Genomic DNA, 25,622 nt, shown 5'->3' with positions numbered 1-25,622 from the left:
GGGAGCCAACGTCCGAGGAGGTGCGGGATGATGACGACGCGTTCCTTTGTCCGCTGGGTGCTCGCGGCGCCGGTGGTGGTGCCCGTCCTGGGCGTTCCGCTGCTGCGCGTGGAGCGGGACCCGTTCGACCTGATCGGGCAGGTGCTGGTGGGCTCCGCGGTGGCCGGGCTGGTGCCGTACCTGGCCTTCGCGGCCGCCTTTGCCGCGTGGACGCGCGACCGCGCGCCGGGCGAGGTGCAGCGCGCGGCGTGGCTGGCGCCGCTGCTCTTTCTGCTTCCGTTCGCCGGCTTCTGGCTGCTGCTGGCCATCGCCGGCGGCGGCTCCGGCGCCCTGCCGATGGTGATGGTCCTGAGCCTTGCCGCCGTCGGCGTGGGATACGTGTACGTGCTCGCCGCGGACGTGCTGTACCGCGTGCTGCGGGGCCGCGGCGTGATCCGCCCCGGCTCCGCCTGAGAAAGCGCGCTGATACGGGTTCGGCGGACAGTGTCATACCGAATCCGGGAAAACAACACCTTCATGGGTACAGAGGAACAGAGTCAGACAGAGCATCAGGATGATATTTCAACTCGCTTTCCCTGTCTGACTCTGTTCCTCTGTACGATTGTTCTTTTTCAGGATCTGGTAGAGACGGCGACGGACTCACGCGAAAAACGCGGAGGCGCAGAGAGAACCTTCTCCCTGCGCCTCCGCGATTTTCGCGTGGAGCGTTCGCTGATCGTACGACCGGCGGATTCCTACGGCTGCGGCGCCTTGGGCGGAGCCTGCACCGGCTGGCCCTTCCGGAGCACGCCGGGGACGCTGCCCTTGGGTCCGGATGCCAACGGAGTGACGGCGCAGGCGTTGGGGATGGGCACCGACGTTCCGGGAGACGTGACGCGCGGCATGGGCGTCACCTGCCCCGGCTCGGCCGTGACCACCGCCATGCGGTCGTTGGTTTCACACGGACTGCCGGCGCCCAGGCCCAGGTGCCGGGCGTTCACCTTGAACGCCACCGGCTCGGTGGTGCCGCTGGCGTGCGGGACGGTCCGCGCGCGCAGAACGCCGGGCCGCGGCAGCGTTTCGTGCGCGGCGGCGCAGCCACCCAGCAGGAGAAGGCAGAGGGCGTACGTGTTTCGCATGAGCGGCGATCGTTGAAAGGATTGTCCTGGTCCGCGGATTTCGACGCCGCGCCCCGCCGGATCGTTGCCGCGACGCGGCATCGGAGAACGTCCGAAATCGACCGGTTGATACACCCGCTCGTCGCCGCGCACAAAACCCTTTCGCGCGGGCGCGGCGCAGCGTATCATGCTCCTGTAGTTGAACGTGTTCAATACCCTCCACCGGAGGATTCCTGATGCCGGTCAAGAACTACTATCGCTGGGCGCTGCTCCTTCCGCTGGCCGTCCCGGCGCTCGCGTCGCCGCTCCTGTTGCTGGAGCCGAAGGCCCCGGGGCTCGTCGTCGTGCTGATGTACCTGTTCTGGTCGCTGCTCTTTGGCGGCGTTCCGTACCTGCTGTTCGCGGCGGGCTTCCTGGTGTGGATTCGTCGTGCGCCCGAGCACCGCGTGCGCGCCGGGGTCCTGCTTTCGCCACTGGTCTACGCCGCCGTGCTGCTGGTCTGCTTCACCCTGTTCCTGGTGGTGGACGGCACCCTGGTGAACAGCGCGGAGTTCCTGGGCATGCTGGCGATCTTCGCGGTGTTCTTCGGCTACGCCTACGTCGCGCTTGCGGAGGCCGGGCGGGCACTCCTCGGCGCCGCCCCGGTGCGGGCCGAGCCTGTGCCGGCGGCGTAACGAAGATCAACCGGACCTCGACGCGATAAGAACAGGCGAGGATCGCTGCCGGTCCTCGCCTGTTTCACGTCAGGATGGATTCGCGTCCGCTACGGGAGCGGCGGCCTTCGCTGGGGCGGGGAACTCCACGTTCTCGTAGATTTCCCGGAGCGGGATGGTGCAGCCGACGGAAGTCAGCTCCAGCGCGGCATCCAGACCGGTGACGGTCGCCAGGTGCCAGAACTCTCCGTGCCGGACGAACCGCTCCACCAGCGGCTTGTCCTGCGCCACCAGAACGTACTCCTGCAGCGTCTCGATCATCCGGTAGTGCAAGAACTTCTCTCCACGATCGTACGCCTCGGTGGACGGCGAAAGCACCTCGACGATCAGCGCGGGATTCACAAGGGTATCCAATACGCCGTCGATGAACCGCTTCTCGCCGCACAGGGCGACCACGTCCGGATACGTATACCTGCGCCCGCCTTCGATCTGTACGCGCATGTCGATCGCCCACGCCCGGCAGGCTTTGCCGCGAAAGCGCGCCCGGAGCTCCGCGTGCAGGTTGAGGCTGATGGTGACATGAGGATCCGGAGCGCCCGTCATCGCGACGATGCGGCCGTCGATGTACTCGCTCTTGAACTCGGCGTTGCGCTCGAGCGCGAGGTACTCTTCCGGGGTGTACCAGGTCAGGGCAGCCGTGGCCATGCTCTCCTCTCGGACGGGTTGGTCCGAGTGTAAGGTTGTGAGGCGCAAACGCGCAAGTGGATTGCACTTCACCGCAACGGATGCGCCACCGGCGGTCCCGCAGATCCGGTGGTCATGCGCTGGATGGCGGAATCAGGATAGCCACCGGGCACTCGACGCACGCCGCGGCTCACGATCCCGGCGGGGCGGCCTTCTCGGGGATCGGGTTGCGGATGGGGGGCAGGGTGCGCAGGTAGCGGTAGATGGCGCGCAGGTCGTCGTCGCGCATGCGGCCCAGCTCGCGCCAGGGCATGAAGGGGTGGATGCGGTCGCCGCCGGGGTTCACGCCGGTGCGCAGGGCGCGCAGGAAGTCCGCCTCCGTCCACCGGCCGATCCCCGTCTCCGCGTCCGGCGTGAGGTTGGCGGGGTTCGCGGGAAACGGCGACGACGCGTCGCCGGCGAAGGGACGGTCCAGGTCCGCCTGCTGCTGCACCCCCCCGCGCGGCGTGTGGCAGTCGCCGCAGAGCGAGACGTGGTTGGCCAGGTAGCGCCCGTACTCCGCGTCCGCCGCGGGCCGCGGCGCCACGGGGGCGGTGGGCCGCGCCGGGCCCAGGACAAAGACGCGCGCGGCGCGGTAGACCAGGCTGGGCCGGCTGCGCACGGGATTCCGCACCGGCGGCAGGCTCTTCAGGTAGCGCGCCACGGCCAGCGCGTCGCGGTCCGACATCCCCCGGAACCAGGCATACGGCATCACGGGGGCGAGCACGTGCCCGTCGCGGTCCTCGCCCGAGCGCAGGGCGCGCACGATCTCCGCCTCGCTCCAGGCCCCCAGCCCCGTCTCCGGATCGGGCGTCAGGTTGGACGCGCGGATGGTGCCCAGCCGCCAGTTGCGGAACGCCATTCCGCCGCTCAGCGGGCCGTCGGCGTTGCGCGGGTCGGCGGCGTGGCAGTGGCCGCAGACCGCCACGCTGCGCACGATGTACTCGCCCCGCGCCACCAGCCCCGCCGTGTCGCCCACCGCCGACGCCGAAAGGTCCGGCAGCGGCACGTGCCCGCCGCCGCACGACGCCAGCCCGGCGGCCGCCATCATCCCGCACACGCAGGCGAAAAGCGCGCGGCGGATCCCGAGGATCGTGCTGGACATCATCCCCTCCGGTGGGTGGGTGCGGCCGGGGAGTCACCATCTCCCGTGCCTGGAAGAGATGATGCGCGCGGCGAGCGGCGGAGGCAACAGAATCGTCAGCGGCCCGGCTTCTCGATCCGCAGCAGAAGCACGAACTCCACCCCGTCCGCGTCCCGCACCACGCTCGCCATCCGGTCCGCCCTCACGGCGGGGGCAGGCGAGGGCTGCAGCGCGCGGGGGAGCGAAACCCGTCCCAGGAAGCGGCTGTCCGGGCCGAACACGTCGATCACGAGGCCCTTCCCATCAAACGGCACCACCCACAGGTGCCCGTCGTCGGCGACAAAGAAGTGCATGATGACGGGGTGCGTCCTGGGGATGCGGGACTCGTCGATCCGTCCGCCGCTCTGCTGAAAGCCGCGGTAGTTCTCGAGGATCTTCCGCCGCTGCCCGGCGGTCACGCGGCGGGGCCGGACCGGGCGCGTCACGATGCGGTCAACCGTTCCATCGAACCGGTAGCGGGTGAGCCGGTACTGGCTGGTGATCGCTACCCACACGAATCCCTCCGGATCGATTCGCCACGCCTGGTTGGGAGAGAACGGCACGTTTACCCGATCGATGCTCCGGTTGCCGCCCTGCTCCCGCACCACTTCAAAGGCCGCCGCCTCGAACGGCGGAACCCGGAACGTGTCCCGGGCCTGCAGCACGGGCGTAAAACGCACCAGCCGGACCTCGGTGTCCTCGTGACTGGTAACCGAGGCCCGATCGTACAGGTTACCGCGCGAATCGAAGCCCAGGATCCAGGGCGTCTGGACGATGTTGGCGTCGCGCCGGTGCGTCGTGATGAACCGTCCGGCGGTATCGTAGACGGCGAAGCGCATGTTGCCTCCGTCCAGCACCCACAACGTCCCGTCCGCCGCCCAGTCCATGCCGGCGATCCCGCTGAACTCCTCCGGCCCGCCGCCCTTGCGGCCGATGCTTCGCACGTGGGTGCCTGCGGAATCGAAGACGCGGATCTGGTGCTGCTGCCCGTCCGCCACCCACACGCGACCCATGGGGTCGAGCTCTACGTCCACGATCCGCGCGAACGTCTCCGGCCCCTCTCCGTCCGCCGCCCCGATCGTCGCTCGCGGAACCAGGCGCCACTCCTGGCCTGGTTCCCACACGCCGCCTCCATCTCCGACGTCCTTACCGCCCTTCCCGCTGCCGCATGCGGAGAGGCACGCCAGCGCGGCGGCGGCCAGCAATGGACGCACGCGGATGCGGAGCGATGATGCGAAGGGCATGCGGGCGGATGGCGTGAAGGAGTGCGTGTGGCGGCGAATCGGTGGATGGCCTCCACCGTCCGCGTCGGGTCATTATCTCATCGTTGTGCTTCGGAATGACATGGTGCGCCACGCATCCGCCACCGTGTGTGCGGCATCCGGGGCGTGGTCCGCATCTGCCGGGGCCGATTCGTTGACACCCCCCCGGCACCGCCGGTAAGTTTGCGCAGCCTCCGACCCATCCCCTGACATACACGAAACGGGCGACCTGAATGGCCGAACCCCAGCGACGCTCCCTCATGGACCCGCCCGAGGTGGAGCGGGTGCTCGCGCGCATGTCGGAAGAGATCGTGCAGCTTACCGGCGGCTCCGGCGGCGTGGTGCTGGTGGGGATCGAGCGGCGCGGCGTGCAGCTGGCCCGCCGCATCGCCGAGCTGATCGCGGGCGCCGGCGGCGAGGCCCCGCTCACCGGCTCGCTCGACATCACCCTGTACCGCGACGACCTGATGTCGGTGGGGCCGCGCCCCGTCGTCGGCCAGACGCGGCTGCCCACCGGCGGCGTGGACGGGCGGCACCTGGTGATCGTGGACGACGTGCTGTACACGGGGCGCACGGTGCGCGCGGCGCTGGACGAGCTGGCGGACTTCGGCCGCCCGGCGCGCATCCTCCTGGCCGTCCTGGTGGACCGCGGCGGGCGCGAGCTGCCCATCCAGGCGGACGTGGTGGGGGCGAGGGTCGAGGTGCCGGAGGGCGCGGTGGTCGAGGTGCGGGTGCCGGAGCTGGACGACGTGCTGGGCGTGGACTTCGTCTGGCCGCGGGGGGCCGCGGACTGATGGCGCATCCCACCGCACCGCCGCTGGGCAAGGACCTGCTGGGGCTGGAGGGGCTGACCCGCGAGCAGATCACCTCCATCCTGGACACGGCGGAGACGTTCAAGGAGATCTCGGAGCGCCCGGTAAAGAAGGTGCCGGTGCTGCGGACCAAGACGATCGTCAACGCCTTCTTCGAGAACAGCACCCGCACCCGCGTGAGCTTCGAGTTCGCCGAAAAGCGGCTGAGCGCCGACACGGTGAACATCTCCACCGCCGGGTCGTCCGTGGCCAAGGGCGAAACGCTGGTCGACACGGCGCGCAACCTGGAGGCCATGCGCATCGACATGGTGGTCATTCGCCACCATGCGTCGGGAAGCGCGCAGTTCCTGGCCGAGCGCATCGCCAGCAGCGTCATCAACGCGGGCGACGGCAAGCACGAGCACCCCACGCAGGGGCTGCTGGACCTGATGACCATCCGCCAGTACCGCGGGGCGCTGCAAGGCCTCAGGGTGTGCATCTGCGGCGACGTGCTCCATTCGCGGGTGGCGCGCTCCAACATCCACGGCCTCCGGACGATGGGCGCCGAGGTGGGCGTCTGCGGGCCCCGGACGCTGCTGCCGCCGCACGTGGAAGAGCTGGGCGTCACCGTGTTCCGCCGCATCGAAGAGGCGATCGAGTGGGCGGACGTGCTGAACGTCCTGCGCCTTCAGCTGGAGCGGATGAAGGGCGGCTTCATCCCTTCGCTCCGCGAGTACAACCGTGTCTTCGGCGTGACGCGCGCCCGCGTCGAGGCGGCGCCGCGCGACCTGCTGATCCTGCATCCCGGCCCCATGAACCGCGGCGTGGAGATCGACAGCAACGTGGCCGACGGGCCGCAGTCCGTGATCCTGGAGCAGGTGACCAACGGCGTGGCGGTGCGCATGGCCGTGCTCTACCTGCTGGCCGGCGGCGAGCCGGGACAGGCCGAAGCGGCCAAGGGAGGCTCGGCATGAGGCCCCTCGTCATCCGCGGCGGCCGCGTGGTGGACCCGTCGCAGAAGCTGGACGCCGTGCTCGACGTCCTCCTCGCCGACGGGCTGGTCGCGGGCGTCGGCGAGAACCTGGACGCGCCGGAGGGGGCGGAGACGGTGGACGCGTCCGGCCTCGTGGTGGCGCCGGGGCTGATCGACGTGCACGTGCACCTGCGCGAGCCGGGGCAGGAGCACAAGGAGACCATCCGCAGCGGCGCGCGGGCGGCGGCGGCCGGCGGCTTCACCACCGTGGTGGCGATGCCGAACACCGATCCGCCCATCGACAACCCCGCGTCCGTCGGCTTCGTGCTGGCCGAGGGGCTGCGGGCGGGCGGTGCGCGCGTGTACCCCACCGGCTGCATTACCGTGGGGCAGGCCGGCGAGCAGCTGACGGAGTTCGGCGAGCTGATGGCGGCGGGCGCGGTGGCGGTGACGGACGACGGGCGGCCGGTGAGCAGCGCGGGAATGCTGCGGATGGCGCTGGAGTACGCGCTGGCCTTCGACCTCCCCGTGGCCGTGCACGAGGAAGAGCTGACGCTGGCGCGCGGCGGGTCGATGAACGAGGGGATCATCGCCACGCGCCTGGGCCTTACCGGGATTCCCAACGAGGCCGAGGACGTGATGATCGCCCGCGACCTGATGCTGGCGGAGCTCACCGGCGGGCGCCTGCACGTGCAGCACGTGTCCACGCGCCGCGGGGTGCAGCTGATCCGCGAGGCAAAGTCGCGCGGCGTACGGGTGACGGCCGAGGCCACGCCGCACCACTTTACCCTGACGGACGCGGCGGTCGAGGCCTATCGCACCGACGCCAAGATGAACCCGCCGCTGCGCTCCGAGGCCGACCGGCAGGCGGTGCGGCAGGGGGTGAGCGACGGCACGCTGGACGTGATCGCCACCGACCACGCGCCGCACCACTACGACGAAAAGGAGCAGGCCTTCGAGGACGCGCCCAACGGCATCGTGGGGCTGGAGACGTCGCTGGGCCTGAGCTACACGGAGCTGGTGGGGACGGGGCTGCTGGACCTTTCGGCCCTGATCGACCGGATGAGCTGCGCGCCGGCGCGCTCCATGGGGCTGCAGCGGATGATCGGGTCGCTGGCGCCGGGGTACTACGCGGACGTGACCCTCATCGACCCCCGCATCGAGTGGTCGGTGGACCCGGCGGCGTTCCTGTCGCTGAGCCGCAACACGCCCTTTGGCGGACGCGCGCTGCGCTGCCGCGCGGTGCGGACCATCGTGGGCGGGCGGACGGTGTGGCAGGGGTAGACGCGCCCGGCGGGATCGGCGCGGCCGGGAGGGGCGTGCATCAGACATGAACGCGTGGCGTGCACGAACGCGTGGCGGGGATGGAAGGATGACGGGCATGCATGGAAGGAGCAGTGTGAGGGAACTGGTTCCGCTGAAGACGATGGTGCCGCGCGCCGACCCGCGCGCGTTCTGCGGCGCGGCGACGTGGCCGCTGGTGGCCGACCTGCGCGACGACGCGCGCGAGGTGGTGGCCTGCTACCTGGTGCACGACAAGCAGAAGCGCGACACCAAGGCGGGGAAGCCGTTCCTGACGCTTACGCTGGGCGACCGCACCGGGACCATCGAGGCCAAGGTGTGGGACGACGCGGAGCGGCTGGACGCGCTCATCGGCCCGGACGAGGTGGTGGGCGTGCGCGGGCGGATCGGGTCGTACCAGGACAAGCTGCAGCTCACCATCACCATCCTGCAGCCGGTGGAGGTGGGCGACGACGACCTGGAGGTGTTCCTCCCGTCCTCGCCGCGCGACCGCCAGCAGATGTGCCGCGAGCTGGACGCGCTGGTCGCCACCGTCGCCGACGTGCCGCTGCGGACGCTTCTCGTCCGCTGCGTGGGGAAGGGGACGCAGCTGGGGCGGCAGTTCCGCATTCACCCGGCGGCCAAGAAGAACCACCACGCGTACCTGGGCGGGCTGCTGGAGCACTCCCTTTCCGTCGCCAAGGCGGCGGACCGGCTGTGCGCGCACTACCGCGAGCAGGGCGCCGAGCTGGACCGCGACCTGCTGGTGGCGGCGGCGCTGCTGCACGACATCGGCAAGGTGCGCGAGCTGGCGGCGCGCCGCTCGTTCGTCTACACCGACGAGGGGCAGCTGCTGGGGCACATCCTGATCGGCCTGCAGATGGTGACGCGCGAGGCCGAGCAGATCGGGGTGCGGCCCGACCGGCTGCTGCACCTGCAGCACCTGATCGCCAGCCACCAGGGGCGGCTGGAGTGGGCCAGCCCCAAGGTGCCCATGACGCTGGAGGCCGTGATCCTGCACACGGCGGACGAGCTGGACGCCAAGATGAACCCCGGCATGCGGATGGTGGGCGGGCTGGAGCCGGGGGGATGGACCGGCTTCGACCGGCACCTGGAGCGGGCGCTGTACCGTCCGCCGCAGGAGCTGCCCGCCGGTGCGCCGGTGGAAGCCGTGCCGCCGCAGGAGGTGGTTGAAGTGCTGATCGACATGTTCCGCGGCTGACGCCGCCCGACCGAGCCCCCATGAGCGAACAGAACCCCGGCGCCACCGTCCACGACCTCATCCGCCTGCGCGCGCAGCTTACCGGCTGGATCGCGCGGCTGGACGAGGTGGGCCCGCGGGCCAGCAGCCGCGCGGCCGAGCGCATTCGCGCCGACTACGCGAGCCGCCTGCGCCGCGTGAACGAGGACCTGTCGTCGCACCGCGGCGAGATCGAGGCGGACCTGCAGCGCTTTCGCGGCGCGCTGGCCCAGGCCGAGGAGCAGCGCCTGTCCGTGGCCGACGAGCTGGACGAGGTGAGCCTGCGCCACCTGATCGGCGAGCTGGACGAGGCGGCGTGGAACGAGGCGCGCACGCCCCTGGAGGCCCGCGTGCGCGACGCGGAAGACGCGGTCGCCAGCGCGCGCGAAGAGGTGGAGCGGCTGGAGGTGCTGGCCGCCGACATCTCCCGCGCGGAAACCGCCGCCGCTTCGGCGTCCGCGCCGCCCGCGCCGGCCCCGGTGGCGGACGAAGCGCCCGCGGTGGCGCCGCAGCCCGCGCCCGCGGCGGACGAGGGGCTGTTCGGCGGCCCGTTCGACCGCGACGCGACGGACGACTTCGAGCCGGACCTGCCGGACGACTTCCCCACGCGGGCGGACGCGCCCGCGGAGGCGGCGTTCCAGGCGCCCCCGGCCGCGGAGCCCGCGCCCGAGGCGCCGCCGGTGGACGTGCGCGAGGCGGCGGAAGCGGCCTCGGTGGACGAGTGGGACCCGTTCGGCAGCGAGTTCAGCGCCGACGCCAGGCAGGGCGACGCGGAGGAGGACCTTCCCTGGCTGGAGGGGATCGACCAGGCGGCCGCGTCCGGCGGCGGGGGCGTCGGTGGATGGACGCCGCCCGCGGCCGGCGTGGACGAGGGGCTGGACTTTCTGCGCGAGATCGAGGAGTCCACGCGTCCCCCCGCGCCGCCGCCGCCGTCCGGCGACCTGGGCGCGGACGACTTGGCGTTCCTGGAGGAGCTGGACCGCGCCATCGGCAGCGGTCCGGGCACGGGCGGGCGCGGCGCCGCCCGGACCCCGCCGCCGGCCGAGCCCGCCGCACCCGCGAAGCCGGCCGCCGGCGCGGGCCAGCGCGCGGAGCCGCTGCTGTGCAAGGAGTGCGGCGCCATCAACGAGCCGCACTCCTGGTACTGCGAGATCTGCGGCTCCGAGCTGTAGACGCGTAGTAAAGGTATCGGGAAACGCGAGAGCCCGCCGGTGATCCGGCGGGCTTTCGTTGCTTGTTGCTCCACAGACGCAGTCGTACGAGCCGCCACGGCTTGGGCAGCTGTCCCGGCAAGTTCTGGCCCCCGTCGCACGTGCCGTCGCAGGCGCCTTTCATGCCTGATCAGGATGCTTGACAGTCCAGGGAATCACGTTAATAAAAGATGTCGGTTCATGGTCGCAACCATCTGCCCAAGAGGTCGCATGCGTCGCTTGCTCATGTTGTTGGGCACTGGGGCGGTACTCAGTGCGTGTGAACAACACTCAGCCTCGGTGCTCGCAATGAGCTCTCCCGATCCAGCCCGGTTGCTCCTCGCTGTACCTGATCCGGCATTTCATCTATCGGATGCGGAGCGTGCAACCCTATCGCCGCTGATTGATCCTGCCGCCCTCGAAACGTTCCTGGCCAGGGTTCGCCCGGAGCACCGAGTCACGATTCTCAAGGATCTGAACGAACTCGCATCAGACAGGCCGACGGCGTTCGGCCCCATGACGACGACGATACCCGATCCAGAAATTCGCGCGGCGGTGGCGTCGATCATCCGTCCCAGGCGTGACGCCGGCAACTGGCCGTGATCGGGATTCTTCCTTCGCCCTCGAAATTCTGTTGAGATAGTCCTTCAAATACCGGAGGAGCACTGTGAAGCGGTCTATTTCGGGCCAAACTTTCCAGATTCTGGCGATGCTGCTGTTCGCGGGTGCTCAACCAGATGCCCTCTCCGGCCAGACGCAGTATCGGTCGGGCGACTACATTATGCGCCCCGTACCATGCTGGACGACGATCATGGAGTTCCACGATCCGCAGGCCTTTCCATACTATTCCGTCGACGGGTACTTCTTCGATGCGAACCCGTTTCAGGCCACTCGATGGATGAATGGGAACCGGTCGATGATCATGCGCTCGGTGAAGGGAGCCCAGCTCATCGACGTGACTGGCCGTTACCGCTGGACGGACGCCCGGATCTGGGTCGACTGCTTTGTGCGGGAATACGCATGGGGACTCATTACGCAGCCGTATGCAACGGTCGCCTTCGAGTTCGGCGTAGTCGAACCGATTTCCACTGCATGCGGCAGTGAGCCGGGCGATCCCTGGGGTGGCGAATACATTACGAGTATTGGGGTCCCGGAATACGACCCCTATGATCCCGATCAGATCGTGGTCTCCGACTGCGGGGGTGGCGGTGCGGGAGGGGGAGAGACCGGCGGAGGCGGTTTGAACTGCTGGAACGAGCACATGGTGATTGAGATTTCGTACGACGGTGGTAGGACCTGGCAGGTCTGGTGGGAAGGGTGGGGAATAGTCTGCGAGCAGAACGAGGCCTGAATCGGGGAGAACGAAAATGAAACCTCTTTTCTGCTGGGCGATACGCGCGACCGTCATGGCCGCGCTGGCGCTGCCAGTATGTGCGGCAGCGCAGGCAGGACCCGCAGGGGCAGGACGCGCGGCGGGTCCGCGCGTTCCGGTGACGGTCGCGATCGCTGAAGCGTTGCCGGATACCAGCGTCCACTACGTGATTCTCCGCAAGCCGGGCCGATCACACTCCGACGTGATCCTCCTGCGCTCGGACGCGGATGAGACGATACTCTCAGATGCCGTACGCACACTGCTGGTGACGAGACGTCATCAAGGTGACATCCCCATCAATCCCGCCATGCTCCGCGCCGTCCCTGCCTCCGACGCGCGTGGCGCCGTGCTGCCGTGGGCTACGCGCGTGCTGAATGATGTGCGGGCTGCCACGGCGCGGCATGTGGAGGGAGTCGGATCTGCCCGGGCGGTAGAAATCTGGCTTCCGCGGCAAACCGCGACCGGGCCACCGGGACGATAAAGGAGTGGCGATGCGTGATCTGCGATGAAAACACGAAAACCCCGCCGACTCGGGGTCGGCGGGGCATCGGTGGAGCAGACTGTCGCGGGATCAGCCGAGGGCGGCGATCCGGGCGCTCAGGCGGCTCTTGGCGCGGGCAGCCTTGTTGGGATGCAGGATCCGCTTGCGGGCGGCACGGTCCAGCAGCGACGAAGCCTCGCGGAACGCGGGGGCCGCGGCCTCGGCGTTGTCGGCGGCACGCACCTTCTTGAGCGCGGTGCGCAGCTTCGAGCGGAACATGCGGTTGCGCTCGGCGCGGGCGGCGCTGGTCCGCATCCTCTTTTCGGCGGACTTTACGTTCGGCAAGGCTGATTCTCCAACTGAACCGGCACCCGCAGGCACCGCGTTTCGGTTCTGGTCCAAAAAACAGGAAGCCGAAATGTACCCGCCCCCGCCGCACCTGTCAACCCCGATCCGCCCTCGTATTGACAAGCCCCCAGGCGCCGTTCAGGTTGCCGGTCCTATGGGAACTTTCAATCTCGAAGCCGTACTGCTGGCCCTTCCCGTCCTGCTGCTGTCCCTGACCGCGCACGAGTTCGGCCACGCGTGGGTGGCGCTCAAGCAGGGCGACGACACCGCGTACATGCTGGGCCGGGTGAGCATGAACCCCATGGCCCACCTGGACTGGATCGGCACCATCATCTTTCCCGCGCTGGCCATCGGCTCGGGGATGCCGCTGCTGGGGTGGGCCAAGCCGGTGCCCGTGAACCCGCGCAAGTACAGGAACTACGTGCGCGGCGACATCCTGGTCTCCATCGCCGGGGTGTGCATGAACGCCCTCCTGGCGGTGGTGTTCGCCATCCTGTGCGCCGTCATCGGGCAGATGGCGCAGACCCGGGAGATGCCGGAGTTCGTGCAGATCTTCTTCCAGATGTGCCTGTACGGGGTGATCGGCAACATCGGCCTCATCGTCTTCAACCTGCTTCCCATCCCGCCGCTGGACGGGTCGCATGTGATGTATCACCTGCTGCCGGCCAACCTGGGGCAGCAGTACCGGAACCTGTATCCGTACGGGATGTTCATCCTGTGGGGGCTGGTGCTCACGGGCGTGCTGCGGTTCCTGTGGCCGGTCATCAGCGGCCTCAGCAACCTGCTGCTCCTCCCCTCCGGCTTTCAGCTCTGATGGACGCCGCGCTCCAGGCCGGCCCGTTCGACATCGACCTGGACCGCTTTCACGGGCCGCTGGACCTGCTGCTGCACCTGATCCGCAACCAGGACATCGACATCTTCGACATCCCCATCTCGAAGATCACGCAGCAGTTCCTGGGGGCCATCCGCGACCTGCAGCGGCTGGAGCTGGAGCGGGCGGGGGAGTTCCTGGAGATGGCGGCCACGCTGGTGCGCATCAAGGCCCAGATGCTGTTTCCCCGCCGCGGCGACGACGAGGACGCCGAGGACCCGCGCGCCGACCTGGTGCGGCGCCTGCTGGAGCACGAGCACTTTCTGGAGGCGGCGCGGCTGCTGGAGCGCTCGGAGCGCGAGCGGGCGCGCCTGTTTGCCCGCGGGTTCGTGGAGGCCCGGCCGGCGCCGCGGCTGGCCGACCTGCCGCTGGAAACGTCGTGGGCCGAGGTGCAGGCGGCGCTCGGCGGCCTGGTCGAGCGGCTGAACGCGCCCGAGACGGTGCACCACGTGCGCGGCCGCGAGGTAAAGATGGACGACAAGATCCTCGAGATCCTGGCGGCGCTGCAGCGGGCGCGGCGGGTGGAGTTCGCGGAACTGGTGGCGCCGTGGGGAACCCGGCTGCACGCCATCGCGTCGCTGCTGGCCTGCCTGGAGCTGGCCAAGCGCAGCATGGTGCGGGTGCGGCAGGCCAGCCCGTTCGCGGCGCTCTGGATCTACCGGGCGCGGGAGGAGCGGGAGGCGGCGTGATCCGGGCCAGCCGCGTGATCGAGGCGCTGCTGTTCGCCAGCGAAAGCCCGCTGGCGCCCGCGGACCTGGCGCGCGCGGACGAGGACCTGGACGAGGAGCGGGTGGAGGCGGCCATCGCCGAACTGCGGGCGGAGTACGACCGCGACGCCCGCGCGTTCACCGTCTACGAGGTGGGGGGCGGCTACCAGCTGCTGACGCGGCCGGAGTTCGCGCCGGTGCTGGAGCGCTTCGACTCCGTTCCCGGCGCGCAGCGGCTGAGCGGCCCGGCGCTGGAGACGCTGGCCATTCTGGCGTACCGCCAGCCGGTGGGGCGGGCGGAGGTGGAGGAGATTCGCGGGGTGGGAAGCGGCGGGGTGCTCAAGACGCTGCAGGAGCGCGGGCTGATCGAGGTGGTGGGGCGCGGCGAGGGGCTGGGACGGCCCCTGCTGTACGGAACGACGCAGTTCTTTTTGCAGCACTTTGGCTTTCGCAGCCTGGACGACCTGCCGCGCAGCGAAGAGCTGCCGGTGGTGCTGGCGCGGCGGGAGCAACGCAAGGAAGAGGCAGATGGCACGGCAGCCGGGGTTTCTGAAGCGGGGTGAGCCGGTGCGGCTCCAGGCGTTCCTGGCGCGGTCCGGGATTTCGTCGCGCCGCGGGGCGGAAGAGATGATCACGCACGGCCGCATCGCCGTGAACGGCAAGACCGTCACGGCGATGGGGATGACCGTCGTTCCCGGCGTGGACCGGGTGGCGGTGGACGGCGAGGAGGTGAAGGTGGCGCCCACCACGTGGCTGGCGCTGCACAAGCCCACGGGGTACGTCACCACGCGGTCGGACCCGTTCGACCGCCGCACCGTCTACGACCTGCTCCCGGAGAAGTACCACGGGCTCTTTCACGTGGGCCGCCTGGACCGCGACAGCGAGGGGCTGCTGCTGCTGACCAACGACGGCGAGCTGGCCAACCGCTTCCTTCACCCGTCGTTCGGGATCACGAAGGAGTACGACGTGGTGGCCAAGGGCAAGCCCACGGACGCGGCGCTGCGCAAGCTGGTGGAGGGGGTGGAGCTGGAGGACGGAATGGCGCAGGCGGAATCCGCCAAGCTGCTGGGGCCGGCGGGGAACGGGCTGTCGCGGCTGAAGCTGGTGCTGCGCGAGGGGAAGAAGCGCGAGGTGCGGCGGATGCTGGCCGCGCTGGGGCACGAGGTCACGCGCCTGGTGCGCCGCCGCTTTGGGCCCATCGAGCTGGGCGAGCTGCCCAAGGGCAAGTACCGGGTGGTCCAGCCCGACGAGCTGTCGCACGTGCGCACGCCGCCCAGCCGCACCCGGGCGGCGGACACGCACGGCGCCTACGAGAACGCGTCCAACAAGCCCCGGTCCAAAGCCGCGGCGGGGCGCGCCAAGACCGAGGCGCCGCGCCTTCGCGAAACCGCCGCCGTCGGCGAGCGCCGCCCCCGGTTCAAGTCCGCCGGCGAAGCGCCCCGCACGCGCGCCCAGTCTGCCGCAGACGAGCCGCGCGCTCGGACCAAGGCTCTCGGCGACGAGTCTCGCGCGCGCGCCAGGTCCTCCGGCGACGAGCCGCGTACGTCCGCCCGCACGGGCGAGCGTGCCGGGTCGCGCGTTGGCGGCGACGCGACGCCCAAGCGGGCGGGCGGCGCGCGCGGGGGAACGAAGCTGCGCAGCGGAGCGCGCTTCGACGCGCCGGAGATCGGCAAGAAGCGGCGTCCCGGACAGGAGCAGCGCGGCCGTCCGGCGGACCCCAACCCGCGTCCGCCCGGCCCGCGCAAGGAGGCGCGCAGCCTGAACGAGTGGGATGACGATGCCCCGCCGCCCCGGACGGCGGAGCGCACCTCTCGCGCCCGTCCGGATCGTGAGTACGAAGACCGCCCCGCCGCGCGCGCCGGCTCTGCTCGCGGTGACCGCGCGGAGCGTGGCGGCCGGGCGGGAGGCACGCGAAGCGGTGCGGAGCGCGGCGGCCGCGGCGGTGGTGCGCGTGGCGGCTTTGACCGCGGGGATCGCGCAGGCGGATCGCGCGGCGGTGCTGGCGAGCGTGGAGACCGCGCCGGGGGTGCACGCGACGGCTTCGATCGTGAGGATCGTGCTCCATCGCGGGGCGGGACCGGCGAGCGCGGTGGTCGTGCCGGCGGTGCGCGCGGGGGATTCGACCGTGAGGATCGGGCAGGTGGATCGCGCGGCGGGACGGGCGAGCGTGGAGGCCGCGGCGGTGGCGCGCGTGGCGGATTTGACCGTGAGGATCGGGCTCCGGCGCGTGGTGGGACGGGCGAGCGCGGAGGCCGCGACGGGGGTGCGCGTGGCGGATTCGACCGTGAGGATCGTGCTCCGGCGCGTGGCGGGACGGGCGAGCGGGGAGGCCGCGGCGGTGGCGCGCGTGGCGGATTCGACCGTGAGGATCGCGCTCCAGCGCGCGGTGGGACGGGCGAGCGCGGAGGCCGGGGTGGCGGCGCACGCGGTGGATTCGACCGCGAGGATCGGGCTCCGGCGCGCGGTGGAACCGGCGAGCGCGGAGGCCGCGGCGGTGCACGCGGTGGATTCGACCGTGAGGATCGCGCTCCGGCGCGCGGTGGGACGGGCGAGCGTGGAGGCCGGGGTGGCGGCGCACGCGGTGGATTCGACCGTGAAGACCGGGCGCCGGCGCGTGGCGGGGCTGGGGTACGGGGCGGTGGTGCGCGCGGTGCTGGAGGCGAGCGGGGAAGCCGTTCCGGCGGAACGCGTGGCGGCAGCTTCGAGCGCGATGATCGTCCGGGGCCGCCACGGGGCCGGTTTGGCGGCGAGGAGCGCGATGGTGGCGCACGCGGCGTGAGGCCCGGCGCGACACGCGGCCCCAGCCCGGCCGATGACGATCGCGACGAACTGGATGATTGGGGTACCGCGCCGCGCCGTCCGCGTGCCGGCGGGGCAGGTGGCCCGCGCGGCGGCGCGCGTGGCGGCAGGCCGGGAGCCGGCAGGGGTGGCGGCGCGCGTGGCGGAGACAGCCGCGCCGGCGGTTCTCGCGGCGGACCTCGCTCCGACGCGGACGGCGGTTCCGATGCGCCCCGCGGTGGCGGTGCGCGCGGCGGTGGTGGCGGCAGGCCCAGCGCGGGCGGACGCGGCGGCGGTGGACGGTCCGGTGGCCGCCCGGGCGGCGCGCGCGGCGGTGGCGCCAGAGGTGGCGGACGTCCCGGTGGCGGGCGGCGCGGGTAGGCTACAGCGTCTGAGAGCGTGTTCAAGAGTCCGACGCTGCGCATCCAGGCAGATCTACCAGCGCTGTCATTCCGAGGCCCGGCCACGCCGCAGCCTGCTTTCACACCAGAGGTTGCAGGGCCGAGGAATCCCCTGTCGGATTGCTGGAGGGCAGACGCGGTAGCCCGTGCCTGCTTCGCGGCTACGACACGGGCGGACAGGGCCAGTGCCGGAGCGGTGCAGCGGGGCACCAGCAGCAGACAGTAGATTTCTCAGTCGGCGCGCCGGATTTCGTGCGAGCCGATCGTGCGGTGTGGCGCCTCCTTCGAAATGACATACGGGCGCGAGCGCAGGGATTCTTAAACACCTTCGGAGATCACCGGCCGATCCGCATCCCTCCCAAAAAAATTCTCATGGCTCCCTGCCGCATTCCATCCCTGTTCCGTTCCCGACAGCCGACGCCGGCTCGTGCCTCGTCGACCGGCGCGCCATGCCTCCGCTCACTACAAATCAGCCTCTCGGACGACACGGAGGAAACGGCACGAGAAAACTCCGTTGGAATACCGGAATGCCGGAAACGCAGCGAGACGGTACTGTGGCGGTGTTCTTGACGGCCTGGAATCGGGCTGCACCGGCGGGGGGGAGCCGCCGCCCCGGTGGGTGGAACTGCCGCGGTTTGTGACGCGCCGGGGATTGTTGCGCCCCGGTGAAAGTGCGGCGCCGATCAGCGGATCGGCGCCGGGAGGTACGCGCACTACGATGCGGCCGTGCCGCAACCGCTCGGATCGAACCGCAAACCCTCGCCGCCAGGGCAAGGAAACGCGGCACGCCAGAATGCGCGGCGGCGGAGCGCGGCAGCGAAGTGGATGGAGAACGACGGGCCTCGCGGCAGTGCCGCGAGGCCCGTTTCCACGAACTGCATGGCCGTCTTCAACGTCTCTCGCGTGGTCCTGTCAGCAATAGAACGTGCGAGGGCCAGTGGTGCAATTGCACGTGTCGTAGCAGGTCCCGGCCTGGGTAAACTCGTTGCACGGGGTGTAGTCAACGCACGAGTAGCCGCACGAGACGTTGCACGTGGGGCCGGCGATCGTCTCCTCGCAGGTTCCATTGCAGCTCGCGTCGCAGGTGGCGGCGCCAGGGCAGGTGCACTGCTCGCCGAACACCGTCCCCTTCTCCGTGGGCACCGCCGTCGTCTCGAAGGTCTTCACCTGCAGGTCGTCCAGCCTCAGCTTGAGCTTCATGGGCCCCTTCCTGGTTTGCGTGAATGCCACAGGATGAAGCCGCCGCTGTAAGCCAACCCACGCACGTGCATCACTGGAACCAGTCAGCAGCGATGCAGCACGCGGGGTCGCCGAACGGCTTCACCGACAGATGGTAGCGCCCGGTGTCGGCAAACGCAATGTCCTGTCGGCAAACGCGATGCCCTTTAGGCGAGCGATACGATACGCACTCCCCGCCTGGAGGCTTCGACAACCAGACGCCGACCACCGAGGAGAATCTCCGCCTTCACAGGGGCCGCGGCTTCCCGCGTTTCCAGCCGCGGGTTCACCCGCCCGGGCGCGGAGCCAGCGGTGACACCCCTTGTTCCGCCCCCCGCCCGCCGCCCAGGCGAATGAATTCGCGGCTGGGACTACGCGATGTCGGCCTTCGCCGACGGGTGTGTGCCGTGCGGCATGCAGCAGTGTGCAGTTGAAGCCCCGCACCGTTTGCGGGGCTTCCCGCGTTCCAGCCGCGGGTTCACCCGCCCGGGCGCGGAGCCAGCGGTGTGGAGAGGGCCGGCTTTACGGAGCCTCGCGCAGTTTGCGAGGCTTCCCGCGGTCGTTGCGGCGAGTTCACTCGCTCTCGCCGGGGGCTTGGCCAAACCTCACCGCCGCCGCCTCACCGCGCGCAGATCCGCTCGATCTCGTCCGGGTCTACGGGGACGCCGCGGGTCAGGACCTCGTGGCCGTCCTCCGTCACCAGCACGTCGTCTTCCAGCCGGATGCCGATGCCGCGAAGCTCGGCGGGGACGTTCTCCGCGTCTTCGGGGACGTACAGGCCGGGCTCCACCGTCAGCACCATCCCGGGCTGCAGCGGCAGGGGGGTGCCGTCTGGCTCGCGGTAGGGGCCGGCGTCGTGCACGTCCAGCCCCAGCCAGTGCGAGGTGTTGTGCATGAAGAAGCGCTTGAACGTCTCGTCCTCGATCAGCTTCTCCGGCTCCCCCTCCAGCAGCTTCAGGTCGATCATCCCCTGCACCAGCTCGCGGCGGGCGGCCTCGTGCACGTCCGTCACCGGCGCGCCGGGCCGCACGGCGGCGACGGCGGCCCGCAGCGCGCGCAGCACCACGTCGTACACGGCGCGCTGCGGCGCGGTGAAGCGGCCGGAGGCGGGAAAGACGCGGGTGATGTCGGAGCAGTAGAAGCCCACGTCCGCGCCGGCGTCCACCAGCACCAGGTCGCCCTCCTCGATGCGCCGGTCGTTGGTGACGTAGTGCAGGATGGTCGCGTTGGCCGCGGAGCCCACGATGGCGGGGAACGAGGTGCCGGAGGTGGCGGAATGGGCGCGGAAGGTCTGGTCCAGCAGCGCCTGCACCTCCCACTCGCCCACGCCGGGGCGGCCGGCGCGCATGGCGGCCAGGTGACCGCGCGCCGCCAGCTCCGCCGCCTCGCGCATCAGCGCCAGCTCGCCCGGCTCCTTGATGAGCCGCATGCGGTCCAGCAGCTGCGCGGGGTCGCGCAGGTCCCACGGGCCCTTGCCGGCGCGCGGGCGGGTGCCGCGAAAGCCGGCCAGCAGCTTCAGCATCCGCGCGTCCATGGCACCGCCGTCCGCCCGCACGCCGTACCACAGCGCGTCCGCCGGCTCCACCAGCCCCTTCAGCCGCTCGTCCAGCTCGGCGACGTCGTAGGCCGCGTCCGCGCCAAACCGCGCGCGCGCGCCCTCCACGCCGGCGCGCCGGCCGTTCCACGTCTCGCGCTCGGGATCGCGCGGGCGCACGAAGAGGGTAAAGCGGTGCCCGGCATCGTGCGGGGTGAGCACGGCCACGGCGCCGGGCTCCAGAAAGCCAGTCAGGTAGAAGAAGTCGCTGTTCTGGCGGTACATCACGTCCGTATCCCGCGACTTTACCAGCTCCGGCGCGGCCGCCAGCACCGCCACCCCGTCGCCGATCCCCTCCATGAAGCGCTCGCGGCGCCTGCGAAACGCCCCGGTGCCGCCGGCCTGCACGGCATTCGCGCGCTCCGCGGACTCGATGGCGCCCTCGGCGGGCTCGGCGGCGATCGTCGTATCGGTCATCGTAAGCCTGGATGGTCGGCCGCCCGGGCGTGCCTCTTCCCGGGGCGAACGGAGTTGCTGCAGCGAACGCACGAAGTCCGCCCGCGCGGCCTGGCGTGCGATCGTGCTCCGCGCGGAATCTCGGGCGCCGGCAAGCTTAGACGGCGGTCCGCGCGGGCGCAACACCATGGGCGGGCGGACGGGGACGCGGCTCTGCACCGGGAGGGCGGACCAGGCGCGGTGGATTCTCCGCGGCAGCTGGATGCGCGGGTTGCGCGGGGGATTCGCATCTCCGATACTGGTCGTGAAACGTCAGCCACGGGACGTTCTCACCACCCCGAGGATGCCATGCGGAAGCCCAGGCTGGACCTGGATGCCTTTCCGTCGACCGGCCATCCGTCCCCCGCCCCACCCTGACACCGGAGGAGCCCCATGCACAAGCTGAAGCTGGAAGTGGAAGACCTGGCCGTGCAGTCGTTCGCCACCGGCGGCGCGCGCGGCCTTCGCGGCACGGCGCACGCCCACGCCGGCACCGCGATGCCCGCCGACGTGCTCCTGCCCGACCCGGGCGACACCACCGTGCAGCCGGGCGAGACCGAGCCGGACCTGTGCTTTACCTGCGAGCTGAGCTGCGCCAACCGCGGCTGCTGACCGCACCCGGCGCGTGAACCCGCCGCCGTCCCGAGCATCCGGGGCGGCGGCTTTCGTTTGATGACGGGATTCCAGCGGACGGCACGCTCCCTGCGCCTGCCCCGGGCTCCGCGCGGCCACCGGCCGCGCGCAACGCCAATCCGCCCAAAAGGATGCGAACGATGAAGAAGCTGAAGCTGGACGTGGAGCAGCTGAACGTGGAGAGCTTTCAGGCCGAGGCGCCGGCCGGCGAGCGGGCGGGCACGGTGCAGGCGCACGCGGCGCGGACCCTTCCGCTGGACCAGTGCTTCTTCTCCGTCTTTCCCACCTGCGGCATCTACTGCTGAACGCGCGGGCGGGGCCGGCATCCAGCGGGCCCCGCCTCGCTCGTTTCGTGGAACGCACGTCCCACCTGGGGCGTGCGTGGGAGAGGATGTGTAAAACCCGCCGTTCGTCAAGTCCCGTACAGAGCGTCCACCCGTGCGCAATCCGCTGCTCCTGACGCGGATGCGACGCTCCCCCGCAAGTGCCTCCAGATCCTGAATATGCGGGAAAACGCCTGTGTGTGCACTGCGCTCACGGGAGGCAGACGCGGAGATTTTTCTTGCGCCGGTCCGCGAATTCCGTAGCTTTTATGACGCCTTTCGTGTCGGCCCGCGACGGCGGTGTACGGGCGCCGCGGCAAGAGTACTCGCGTCCTTTCCCGGCGCGAAACGCATCCTTACAAACGCCCCCCGCAACGGGGGAGCCACCCATACGACGGAGACCGTTCCCATGAAGAAGCTCAAGCTGCAGATCGACGACCTGGCCATCGAGTCCTTCGAGACCGCCACCGCGGCGGCCGAAGAGGGCACGGTGATGGCGCACGGCACCAAGGACACCTGCGACCCGGCGATCGGCACGTGCTTCGGCTACACGTGCTACGAGACGTGCGCCGGCACCTGCCCGGACAGCTGCGCCTACACCTGCGACCCGGCCGTGGGCACCTGCTTCGGCTACACCTGCGCCGGCGCCGGCTGCTGAGCACCGCACGGACGGGCTGACACAGCCCGCCGGATCGAAAAAGCCGGCCCGGGAGCAACGCGCTCCCGGGCCGGTTTCTGGTACGAAGGTGCGGTGAACAGCGCCACAGCCTGCTCGCTCACACCCCGACTAGCACGGGCTCCATCACCTCCGCCTCGGCCGGCACAGGCACTGGCACGGACGCAGGCTTGGGCGCGCCAATCGTGCGGAGGGTGTGTCGCATCTCGTGCTTGAGGTTGCTCTTGACACCCGCGCAGGTGCGATAGCCGTCACGAACGCGCGTAAGGGGGCAGGCCGCGCCTTGGCAGCCGGGGAGCACATAGCAGGTCTTGCACAGCGAGTCCGTTTCCCAATGCGGATTAACCCACCGGCGCATGTGCTCGTCTTCCAATTCCATGGTGCCGTCTGGGTGCAGTTGGCCCACCACGTTTTCTGGCATGTCGTACAGGGCGATGGTGCACTTCATCAGCTTGCCCGTAGCGCCCACAATAAAGTTGAACGGACGCGCGGCGTAGCAGACCTGCGATCCGGGAGGGGCCATCAGATGCACACCGCCCTCCTGGTGCAAGTCGAGTTCGCGAGCCTGCGCCTGTAGCTGGCGCTGGTACGACTTCGCGTCTACGCCGCAGGTGGAGAGTTCCGCGTCCCGCGCACCACCCCACTTGCCTACCGCGCGGAAGCGCATGGCAAACCGCTTGTCCCCCGCGAAGTCTTCGCTCAGCGATTCCAGGAACGGGCCCAGCATGGGGAAATTGTCGCGATCGAAGTTCACACGCAGGTCCACCCGGAAGTCCGCGCCCCGCCGCTCGCGCAGGGAACGCAAATTGTCCATGATCACGTTATATGTGGGGCTACCGTCCCTGCCTACGCGCTTGCAGTCATGCTGCGCAGGCAGGCCATCCACTGTGATCTGATAATTGCGGCATCCCCAATCCAGCAGCTTAGTGGCCCGCTCTTCGGTAAGCAGGTACCCATTGGTGGTCATCTGCTGCGCGAATGGGATGCCTCGCTCTTGGGCCACATGGTTAAACACAGGCTCCAGTTCCTCAATCGCCTCCCAGCCGTACAGCGGTTCCCCACCGAACCACGACACCCGCAGTTGCTTCAATTGGGGCGCGCGCTGCAGCAGCAGATTGCGCACCCCCTCTCGCGTTTCGGGCGTCATCATGCCGCGCTCGAACTGCTCATAGCAGTACACACAGCGGAAGTTGCAATCCTCGCTAGCCAAGAGGATGAGTTGCAGAGCGTCTGACCTCCACTGCTGCTGCGCGTAGCGATAGCGAAACAGGTCGACCTGGTCCACGTTATCGCGCACCAGGTATCCCCGTCGTGCCAAGTACTCGCCGGCGCGGTCCAGCGGTTCTGAAAGCCCTTGGGGTGAGAGCCGCGCCAGTACGCGGGTGGCTTCCTGCACCTCGAACGAGTTCAGTGCGCCGCTCAACGTATTCCATAGCAGTAGCCGCCCATCTTCATCGACGGTGCGCGCATTGTAGCGCGAGGGCACCCATCGGTCCGGCCGCCGGTACCGCAACTGCACGAGGGAGGATGAGACCTCGGGAGCCGAGCCGCGGTCGTAGGGCGACACCGTCATGTCGAGCGTTGGCTTCATCTCATCACTCCTGGAGTACTGCTCCGCGATCGGCGGAGCGCTGGGCGAACGCCTCAGAGTAAAGACGTTGTTAGGGCAGGCGCGGTACCACCCTGGCACACGGGCGTACTAGGCGCCGTGTGCCGAGGGCGGACCTCCGATTTAGTCCTTAGGTTGGTCGCTCTGAGGAGGGCAGCTGTTGTTGATGGTGATGGGGCAGCTCTGGTTAGTCCCGCCAGCCACCTCCTCAAGCTCGGCCGTGTCCAACTCGGAGTCCTCGAGGGCCGGAACCGGATTCTGCTGCTCGGACATGGGAACACTCCTTGTGAAGGAAACGCGATGACGCAGGAGGAGCCTGCGCCGTTCATATGGAGGCATCCGCTGTGCCAAACCACACCGTTCGGGACAACTATACTACAAACGTAGGTTTACGCATTCGGACGGCATCACGGCTTGAGAAGAAAGTAGAAGCACAGCTCTATTTTGTAGGACCATTTTGCGCTCCTTTAGAGTTTAAACATTTGAGAAGCCTGCGAACTAAACACCGCTTCCACACTTGGCACTCTCCCCCGCCAATGTGCTACATTCCCGCCAGTCGGCTTGGACGCTTCGACGGAGGGGGATCATGGATCTGGGGCTCAAGGACCGCGTCGCCATCGTCACGGGCGGCAGCATGGGGCTGGGGCGGGCGATCGCGCGCGAGCTGTCGCGCGAAAAGGCGCGCGTGGTGATCGCCGCGCGCAACGAGCAGCGCCTGCAGCGCGCCGCGGAGGAGATTCGCCGCGAGACGGGCGGGCAGGTGCTGGCCGTGCGCACGGACATGACCCGCCCCGAGGACATCCGCGCGCTGGTGGAGCAGACAGTGGATCGCTGGGGCGGCGTGGACATCGCCCTGGCCAACGCGGGCGGGCCGCCGGGGACGCGCTACGAAAGCACCAGCGCCGAGCAGGTGGAGCGCGCCCTGGAGCTGAACCTGATGAGCACCGTGCGGCTGGCGCAGGAGGTCACGCCGCACATGCAGAAAAAGCGGTGGGGCCGCTTCATCGCGCTCACCTCCGTCTCGATGAAGCAGCCGCTTCCCGGGCTCATCCTCTCCAACACCGCCCGTGCCGCCGTGGCGGGATGGGTAAAGACGATGGCCACGGAGCTGGCGCCGTTCGGCATCACCTGCAACGTGGTGGCGCCCGGCTACATGCGCACCGGCCGCGTGGAGGACCTGGCCGCCGAGCGCGCCGAGAACGAGGGGCGCAACGCCGACGAGGTGCTGGCCGAGATGGCCGGCCGCATTCCAATGGGGCGGATGGGCGACCCCGACGAGTTCGCCGCCGTGGTCGCGTTCCTGGCGTCGGAGCGCGCCAGCTACGTCACCGGGACCACGCTGCAGGTGGACGGCGGGTTCGTGCAGGGCCTGCTGTAACGCATGCCGATCCAATCAGCCTCAGGGAGCGAGATGCTGGTCAATGTGAAGTGGGAAGTCATCGCCGAACGGGATTGGCGCTGGGACATGTGCCGGTGCCTGTATTCGTATGTGGATGCCGACACGCGAGAGGTTTTGTACGTAGGAAAGGCGGAGCACCAGAGTGTCAGGCAGCGGATGTACGGCCGGCACAAGCAGGGGATCTACGATTGGTTCTTCGACGAGTATGGCATTGGCGATTTCATCGTCTTGTTTGGTGATCTGCACATGGAGGAGGGGCGGAGGTTCTCCAGCGCATTGCTTTCGGACGTGGAAAGTCTGCTGATTTCGGAGCTTCAGCCGCCGGCGAACATCTGCTGCAAGCGCAGCCGCATCTCACGGCCCGGACTCCACGTCAAATGCTTCGGCTCCTGGCGAGGGCGCAGGACGTTCCGAGACCACGAGTGAGGCCTCGTCCCGCTCTCG

Annotated in this window: 26 protein-coding genes; 18 read left to right on the top strand and 8 right to left on the bottom strand. The window is 69.7% G+C overall.

Going from position 1 to position 25,622, the window contains the following annotated elements; translation table 11 throughout:
- Nucleotides 1-27: 27 nt before the first annotated feature.
- Entirely contained in the window at nucleotides 28-453 is a 426-nt protein-coding gene (locus VGC13_RS02065; RefSeq protein WP_331123530.1) for a hypothetical protein, read from the top strand.
- Nucleotides 454-734: 281 nt separating this feature from the next.
- Here the strand turns inward: VGC13_RS02065 and VGC13_RS02060 are convergent, their stop codons facing one another.
- The gene (locus VGC13_RS02060; RefSeq protein ID WP_331123529.1) at nucleotides 735-1,118 is read right to left on the bottom strand and encodes a hypothetical protein; all 384 of its coding nucleotides are present in this window, start codon (nucleotides 1,116-1,118) and stop codon (nucleotides 735-737) included.
- Nucleotides 1,119-1,333: 215 nt separating this feature from the next.
- On the opposite strand from VGC13_RS02060, the gene VGC13_RS02055 reads away from it, so the two are divergent.
- Nucleotides 1,334-1,771, top strand: coding sequence for a hypothetical protein (locus tag VGC13_RS02055; protein WP_331123528.1), 438 nt, complete (start codon nucleotides 1,334-1,336; stop codon nucleotides 1,769-1,771).
- 69 nt (nucleotides 1,772-1,840) lie between these two features.
- On the opposite strand, the gene VGC13_RS02050 is transcribed toward VGC13_RS02055, so the two are convergent.
- From VGC13_RS02050 to VGC13_RS02040, 3 genes are all read right to left on the bottom strand, one after another.
- Complete coding sequence (locus VGC13_RS02050; protein ID WP_331123527.1) at nucleotides 1,841-2,455, bottom strand: Uma2 family endonuclease; 615 nt, start codon at nucleotides 2,453-2,455, stop codon at nucleotides 1,841-1,843.
- Nucleotides 2,456-2,624: 169 nt separating this feature from the next.
- Nucleotides 2,625-3,578, bottom strand: coding sequence for a c-type cytochrome (locus VGC13_RS02045; RefSeq protein WP_331123526.1), 954 nt, complete (start codon nucleotides 3,576-3,578; stop codon nucleotides 2,625-2,627).
- Between the two features lie 95 nt (nucleotides 3,579-3,673).
- The gene (locus VGC13_RS02040; protein ID WP_331123525.1) at nucleotides 3,674-4,840 is read right to left on the bottom strand and encodes a 6-bladed beta-propeller; all 1,167 of its coding nucleotides are present in this window, start codon (nucleotides 4,838-4,840) and stop codon (nucleotides 3,674-3,676) included.
- A 251-nt stretch (nucleotides 4,841-5,091) separates the two neighbouring features.
- On the opposite strand from VGC13_RS02040, the gene pyrR reads away from it, so the two are divergent.
- The 7 genes from pyrR (at nucleotide 5,092) to VGC13_RS02005 (ending at nucleotide 11,684) form a co-directional block, all read left to right on the top strand.
- Nucleotides 5,092-5,652 carry a bifunctional pyr operon transcriptional regulator/uracil phosphoribosyltransferase PyrR gene (pyrR, locus tag VGC13_RS02035; RefSeq protein WP_331123524.1) on the top strand — a complete coding sequence of 187 codons (561 nt, stop codon included), beginning with the start codon at nucleotides 5,092-5,094 and terminating at the stop codon, nucleotides 5,650-5,652.
- On the top strand, nucleotides 5,652-6,623 hold the full coding sequence (locus VGC13_RS02030) for an aspartate carbamoyltransferase catalytic subunit (RefSeq protein WP_331123523.1): 972 nt from the start codon (nucleotides 5,652-5,654) through the stop codon (nucleotides 6,621-6,623). Before pyrR ends, VGC13_RS02030 begins: the two co-directional genes overlap by 1 nt.
- Nucleotides 6,620-7,906 carry a dihydroorotase gene (locus tag VGC13_RS02025; RefSeq protein ID WP_331123522.1) on the top strand — a complete coding sequence of 429 codons (1,287 nt, stop codon included), beginning with the start codon at nucleotides 6,620-6,622 and terminating at the stop codon, nucleotides 7,904-7,906. Before VGC13_RS02030 ends, VGC13_RS02025 begins: the two co-directional genes overlap by 4 nt.
- 115 nt (nucleotides 7,907-8,021) lie before the next feature.
- Complete coding sequence (locus VGC13_RS02020; RefSeq protein ID WP_331123521.1) at nucleotides 8,022-9,125, top strand: 3'-5' exoribonuclease YhaM family protein; 1,104 nt, start codon at nucleotides 8,022-8,024, stop codon at nucleotides 9,123-9,125.
- Nucleotides 9,126-9,145: 20 nt separating this feature from the next.
- Nucleotides 9,146-10,315, top strand: a complete 1,170-nt coding sequence (locus VGC13_RS02015) for a hypothetical protein (RefSeq protein ID WP_331123520.1) — start codon at nucleotides 9,146-9,148, stop codon at nucleotides 10,313-10,315.
- Between the two features lie 327 nt (nucleotides 10,316-10,642).
- Entirely contained in the window at nucleotides 10,643-10,936 is a 294-nt protein-coding gene (locus tag VGC13_RS02010) for a hypothetical protein (RefSeq protein WP_331123519.1), read from the top strand.
- Nucleotides 10,937-11,000: 64 nt separating this feature from the next.
- Nucleotides 11,001-11,684 (top strand): hypothetical protein, encoded by a 684-nt coding sequence (locus VGC13_RS02005; RefSeq protein ID WP_331123518.1) that lies wholly within the window; start codon nucleotides 11,001-11,003, stop codon nucleotides 11,682-11,684.
- Between the two features lie 592 nt (nucleotides 11,685-12,276).
- Here the strand turns inward: VGC13_RS02005 and rpsT are convergent.
- Nucleotides 12,277-12,567: a 30S ribosomal protein S20 gene (gene rpsT, locus VGC13_RS02000; protein WP_331123517.1), complete on the bottom strand. Its 291-nt coding sequence runs from the start codon at nucleotides 12,565-12,567 to the stop codon at nucleotides 12,277-12,279.
- A gap of 121 nt (nucleotides 12,568-12,688) precedes the next feature.
- On the opposite strand from rpsT, the gene VGC13_RS01995 reads away from it, so the two are divergent.
- From VGC13_RS01995 to VGC13_RS01980, 4 genes are read left to right on the top strand one after another with little or no spacing between them, the layout of a single operon-like run.
- The gene (locus VGC13_RS01995) at nucleotides 12,689-13,348 is read left to right on the top strand and encodes a site-2 protease family protein (protein WP_331123516.1); all 660 of its coding nucleotides are present in this window, start codon (nucleotides 12,689-12,691) and stop codon (nucleotides 13,346-13,348) included.
- A complete protein-coding gene (locus VGC13_RS01990; protein WP_331123515.1) occupies nucleotides 13,348-14,094 on the top strand; it encodes a segregation and condensation protein A in 747 nt (248 codons plus the stop codon). The genes VGC13_RS01995 and VGC13_RS01990 overlap by 1 nt, the downstream gene beginning before the upstream one ends.
- Nucleotides 14,091-14,675: an SMC-Scp complex subunit ScpB gene (gene scpB / locus VGC13_RS01985; RefSeq protein WP_331123514.1), complete on the top strand. Its 585-nt coding sequence runs from the start codon at nucleotides 14,091-14,093 to the stop codon at nucleotides 14,673-14,675. The genes VGC13_RS01990 and scpB overlap by 4 nt, the downstream gene beginning before the upstream one ends.
- Nucleotides 14,641-17,271: a pseudouridine synthase gene (locus tag VGC13_RS01980; protein ID WP_331123513.1), complete on the top strand. Its 2,631-nt coding sequence runs from the start codon at nucleotides 14,641-14,643 to the stop codon at nucleotides 17,269-17,271. Before scpB ends, VGC13_RS01980 begins: the two co-directional genes overlap by 35 nt.
- A 932-nt stretch (nucleotides 17,272-18,203) precedes the next feature.
- Here VGC13_RS01980 and VGC13_RS01975 read toward each other — a convergent pair.
- Both VGC13_RS01975 and VGC13_RS01970 read right to left on the bottom strand, forming a co-directional pair.
- Nucleotides 18,204-18,491, bottom strand: coding sequence for a hypothetical protein (locus tag VGC13_RS01975; protein WP_331123512.1), 288 nt, complete (start codon nucleotides 18,489-18,491; stop codon nucleotides 18,204-18,206).
- A 637-nt stretch (nucleotides 18,492-19,128) separates the two neighbouring features.
- A complete protein-coding gene (locus VGC13_RS01970; RefSeq protein WP_331123511.1) occupies nucleotides 19,129-20,520 on the bottom strand; it encodes an aminopeptidase P N-terminal domain-containing protein in 1,392 nt (463 codons plus the stop codon).
- Nucleotides 20,521-20,931: 411 nt separating this feature from the next.
- On the opposite strand from VGC13_RS01970, the gene VGC13_RS01965 reads away from it, so the two are divergent.
- From VGC13_RS01965 to VGC13_RS01955, 3 genes are all read left to right on the top strand, one after another.
- Nucleotides 20,932-21,150, top strand: a complete 219-nt coding sequence (locus tag VGC13_RS01965) for a hypothetical protein (protein ID WP_331123510.1) — start codon at nucleotides 20,932-20,934, stop codon at nucleotides 21,148-21,150.
- Between the two features lie 161 nt (nucleotides 21,151-21,311).
- Nucleotides 21,312-21,476, top strand: a complete 165-nt coding sequence (locus VGC13_RS01960) for a hypothetical protein (RefSeq protein WP_331123509.1) — start codon at nucleotides 21,312-21,314, stop codon at nucleotides 21,474-21,476.
- A 427-nt stretch (nucleotides 21,477-21,903) separates the two neighbouring features.
- Nucleotides 21,904-22,152 (top strand): hypothetical protein, encoded by a 249-nt coding sequence (locus tag VGC13_RS01955; RefSeq protein WP_331123508.1) that lies wholly within the window; start codon nucleotides 21,904-21,906, stop codon nucleotides 22,150-22,152.
- A gap of 118 nt (nucleotides 22,153-22,270) precedes the next feature.
- Here VGC13_RS01955 and VGC13_RS01950 read toward each other — a convergent pair whose 3' ends face one another.
- Complete coding sequence (locus tag VGC13_RS01950) at nucleotides 22,271-23,761, bottom strand: radical SAM/SPASM domain-containing protein (RefSeq protein WP_331123507.1); 1,491 nt, start codon at nucleotides 23,759-23,761, stop codon at nucleotides 22,271-22,273.
- A gap of 604 nt (nucleotides 23,762-24,365) precedes the next feature.
- Between VGC13_RS01950 and VGC13_RS01945 the strand changes: the two genes are divergently transcribed.
- Both VGC13_RS01945 and VGC13_RS01940 read left to right on the top strand, forming a co-directional pair.
- The gene (locus VGC13_RS01945) at nucleotides 24,366-25,157 is read left to right on the top strand and encodes an SDR family oxidoreductase (RefSeq protein WP_331123506.1); all 792 of its coding nucleotides are present in this window, start codon (nucleotides 24,366-24,368) and stop codon (nucleotides 25,155-25,157) included.
- A 33-nt stretch (nucleotides 25,158-25,190) separates the two neighbouring features.
- Nucleotides 25,191-25,604, top strand: a complete 414-nt coding sequence (locus tag VGC13_RS01940) for a hypothetical protein (protein ID WP_331123505.1) — start codon at nucleotides 25,191-25,193, stop codon at nucleotides 25,602-25,604.
- Nucleotides 25,605-25,622: the final 18 nt, after the last annotated feature.

Source organism: Longimicrobium sp., assembly GCF_036399255.1.
In the GTDB taxonomy this organism is placed as follows: domain Bacteria; phylum Gemmatimonadota; class Gemmatimonadetes; order Longimicrobiales; family Longimicrobiaceae; genus Longimicrobium.
The sequence above is the reverse complement of the archived record's forward strand: the minus strand, read 5'-3'. Positions and strand labels throughout refer to the sequence as shown.

What these genes read in the sequence shown, in the direction of transcription:
- VGC13_RS02065 (WP_331123530.1), top strand. Translation starts at nt 28, where the DNA reads ATGATGACGACGCGTTCCTTTGTCCGCTGGGTGCTCGCGGCGCCGGTG.
- VGC13_RS02060 (WP_331123529.1), bottom strand. Translation starts at nt 1,118, where the DNA reads ATGCGAAACACGTACGCCCTCTGCCTTCTCCTGCTGGGTGGCTGCGCC.
- VGC13_RS02055 (WP_331123528.1), top strand. Translation starts at nt 1,334, where the DNA reads ATGCCGGTCAAGAACTACTATCGCTGGGCGCTGCTCCTTCCGCTGGCC.
- VGC13_RS02050 (WP_331123527.1), bottom strand. Translation starts at nt 2,455, where the DNA reads ATGGCCACGGCTGCCCTGACCTGGTACACCCCGGAAGAGTACCTCGCG.
- VGC13_RS02045 (WP_331123526.1), bottom strand. Translation starts at nt 3,578, where the DNA reads ATGTCCAGCACGATCCTCGGGATCCGCCGCGCGCTTTTCGCCTGCGTG.
- VGC13_RS02040 (WP_331123525.1), bottom strand. Translation starts at nt 4,840, where the DNA reads ATGCCCTTCGCATCATCGCTCCGCATCCGCGTGCGTCCATTGCTGGCC.
- pyrR (WP_331123524.1), top strand. Translation starts at nt 5,092, where the DNA reads ATGGCCGAACCCCAGCGACGCTCCCTCATGGACCCGCCCGAGGTGGAG.
- VGC13_RS02030 (WP_331123523.1), top strand. Translation starts at nt 5,652, where the DNA reads ATGGCGCATCCCACCGCACCGCCGCTGGGCAAGGACCTGCTGGGGCTG.
- VGC13_RS02025 (WP_331123522.1), top strand. Translation starts at nt 6,620, where the DNA reads ATGAGGCCCCTCGTCATCCGCGGCGGCCGCGTGGTGGACCCGTCGCAG.
- VGC13_RS02015 (WP_331123520.1), top strand. Translation starts at nt 9,146, where the DNA reads ATGAGCGAACAGAACCCCGGCGCCACCGTCCACGACCTCATCCGCCTG.
- VGC13_RS02010 (WP_331123519.1), top strand. Translation starts at nt 10,643, where the DNA reads ATGAGCTCTCCCGATCCAGCCCGGTTGCTCCTCGCTGTACCTGATCCG.
- VGC13_RS01995 (WP_331123516.1), top strand. Translation starts at nt 12,689, where the DNA reads ATGGGAACTTTCAATCTCGAAGCCGTACTGCTGGCCCTTCCCGTCCTG.
- VGC13_RS01990 (WP_331123515.1), top strand. Translation starts at nt 13,348, where the DNA reads ATGGACGCCGCGCTCCAGGCCGGCCCGTTCGACATCGACCTGGACCGC.
- VGC13_RS01980 (WP_331123513.1), top strand. Translation starts at nt 14,641, where the DNA reads ATGGCACGGCAGCCGGGGTTTCTGAAGCGGGGTGAGCCGGTGCGGCTC.
- VGC13_RS01975 (WP_331123512.1), bottom strand. Translation starts at nt 18,491, where the DNA reads ATGAAGCTCAAGCTGAGGCTGGACGACCTGCAGGTGAAGACCTTCGAG.
- VGC13_RS01970 (WP_331123511.1), bottom strand. Translation starts at nt 20,520, where the DNA reads ATGACCGATACGACGATCGCCGCCGAGCCCGCCGAGGGCGCCATCGAG.
- VGC13_RS01965 (WP_331123510.1), top strand. Translation starts at nt 20,932, where the DNA reads ATGCACAAGCTGAAGCTGGAAGTGGAAGACCTGGCCGTGCAGTCGTTC.
- VGC13_RS01960 (WP_331123509.1), top strand. Translation starts at nt 21,312, where the DNA reads ATGAAGAAGCTGAAGCTGGACGTGGAGCAGCTGAACGTGGAGAGCTTT.
- VGC13_RS01955 (WP_331123508.1), top strand. Translation starts at nt 21,904, where the DNA reads ATGAAGAAGCTCAAGCTGCAGATCGACGACCTGGCCATCGAGTCCTTC.
- VGC13_RS01950 (WP_331123507.1), bottom strand. Translation starts at nt 23,761, where the DNA reads ATGAAGCCAACGCTCGACATGACGGTGTCGCCCTACGACCGCGGCTCG.
- VGC13_RS01945 (WP_331123506.1), top strand. Translation starts at nt 24,366, where the DNA reads ATGGATCTGGGGCTCAAGGACCGCGTCGCCATCGTCACGGGCGGCAGC.
- VGC13_RS01940 (WP_331123505.1), top strand. Translation starts at nt 25,191, where the DNA reads ATGCTGGTCAATGTGAAGTGGGAAGTCATCGCCGAACGGGATTGGCGC.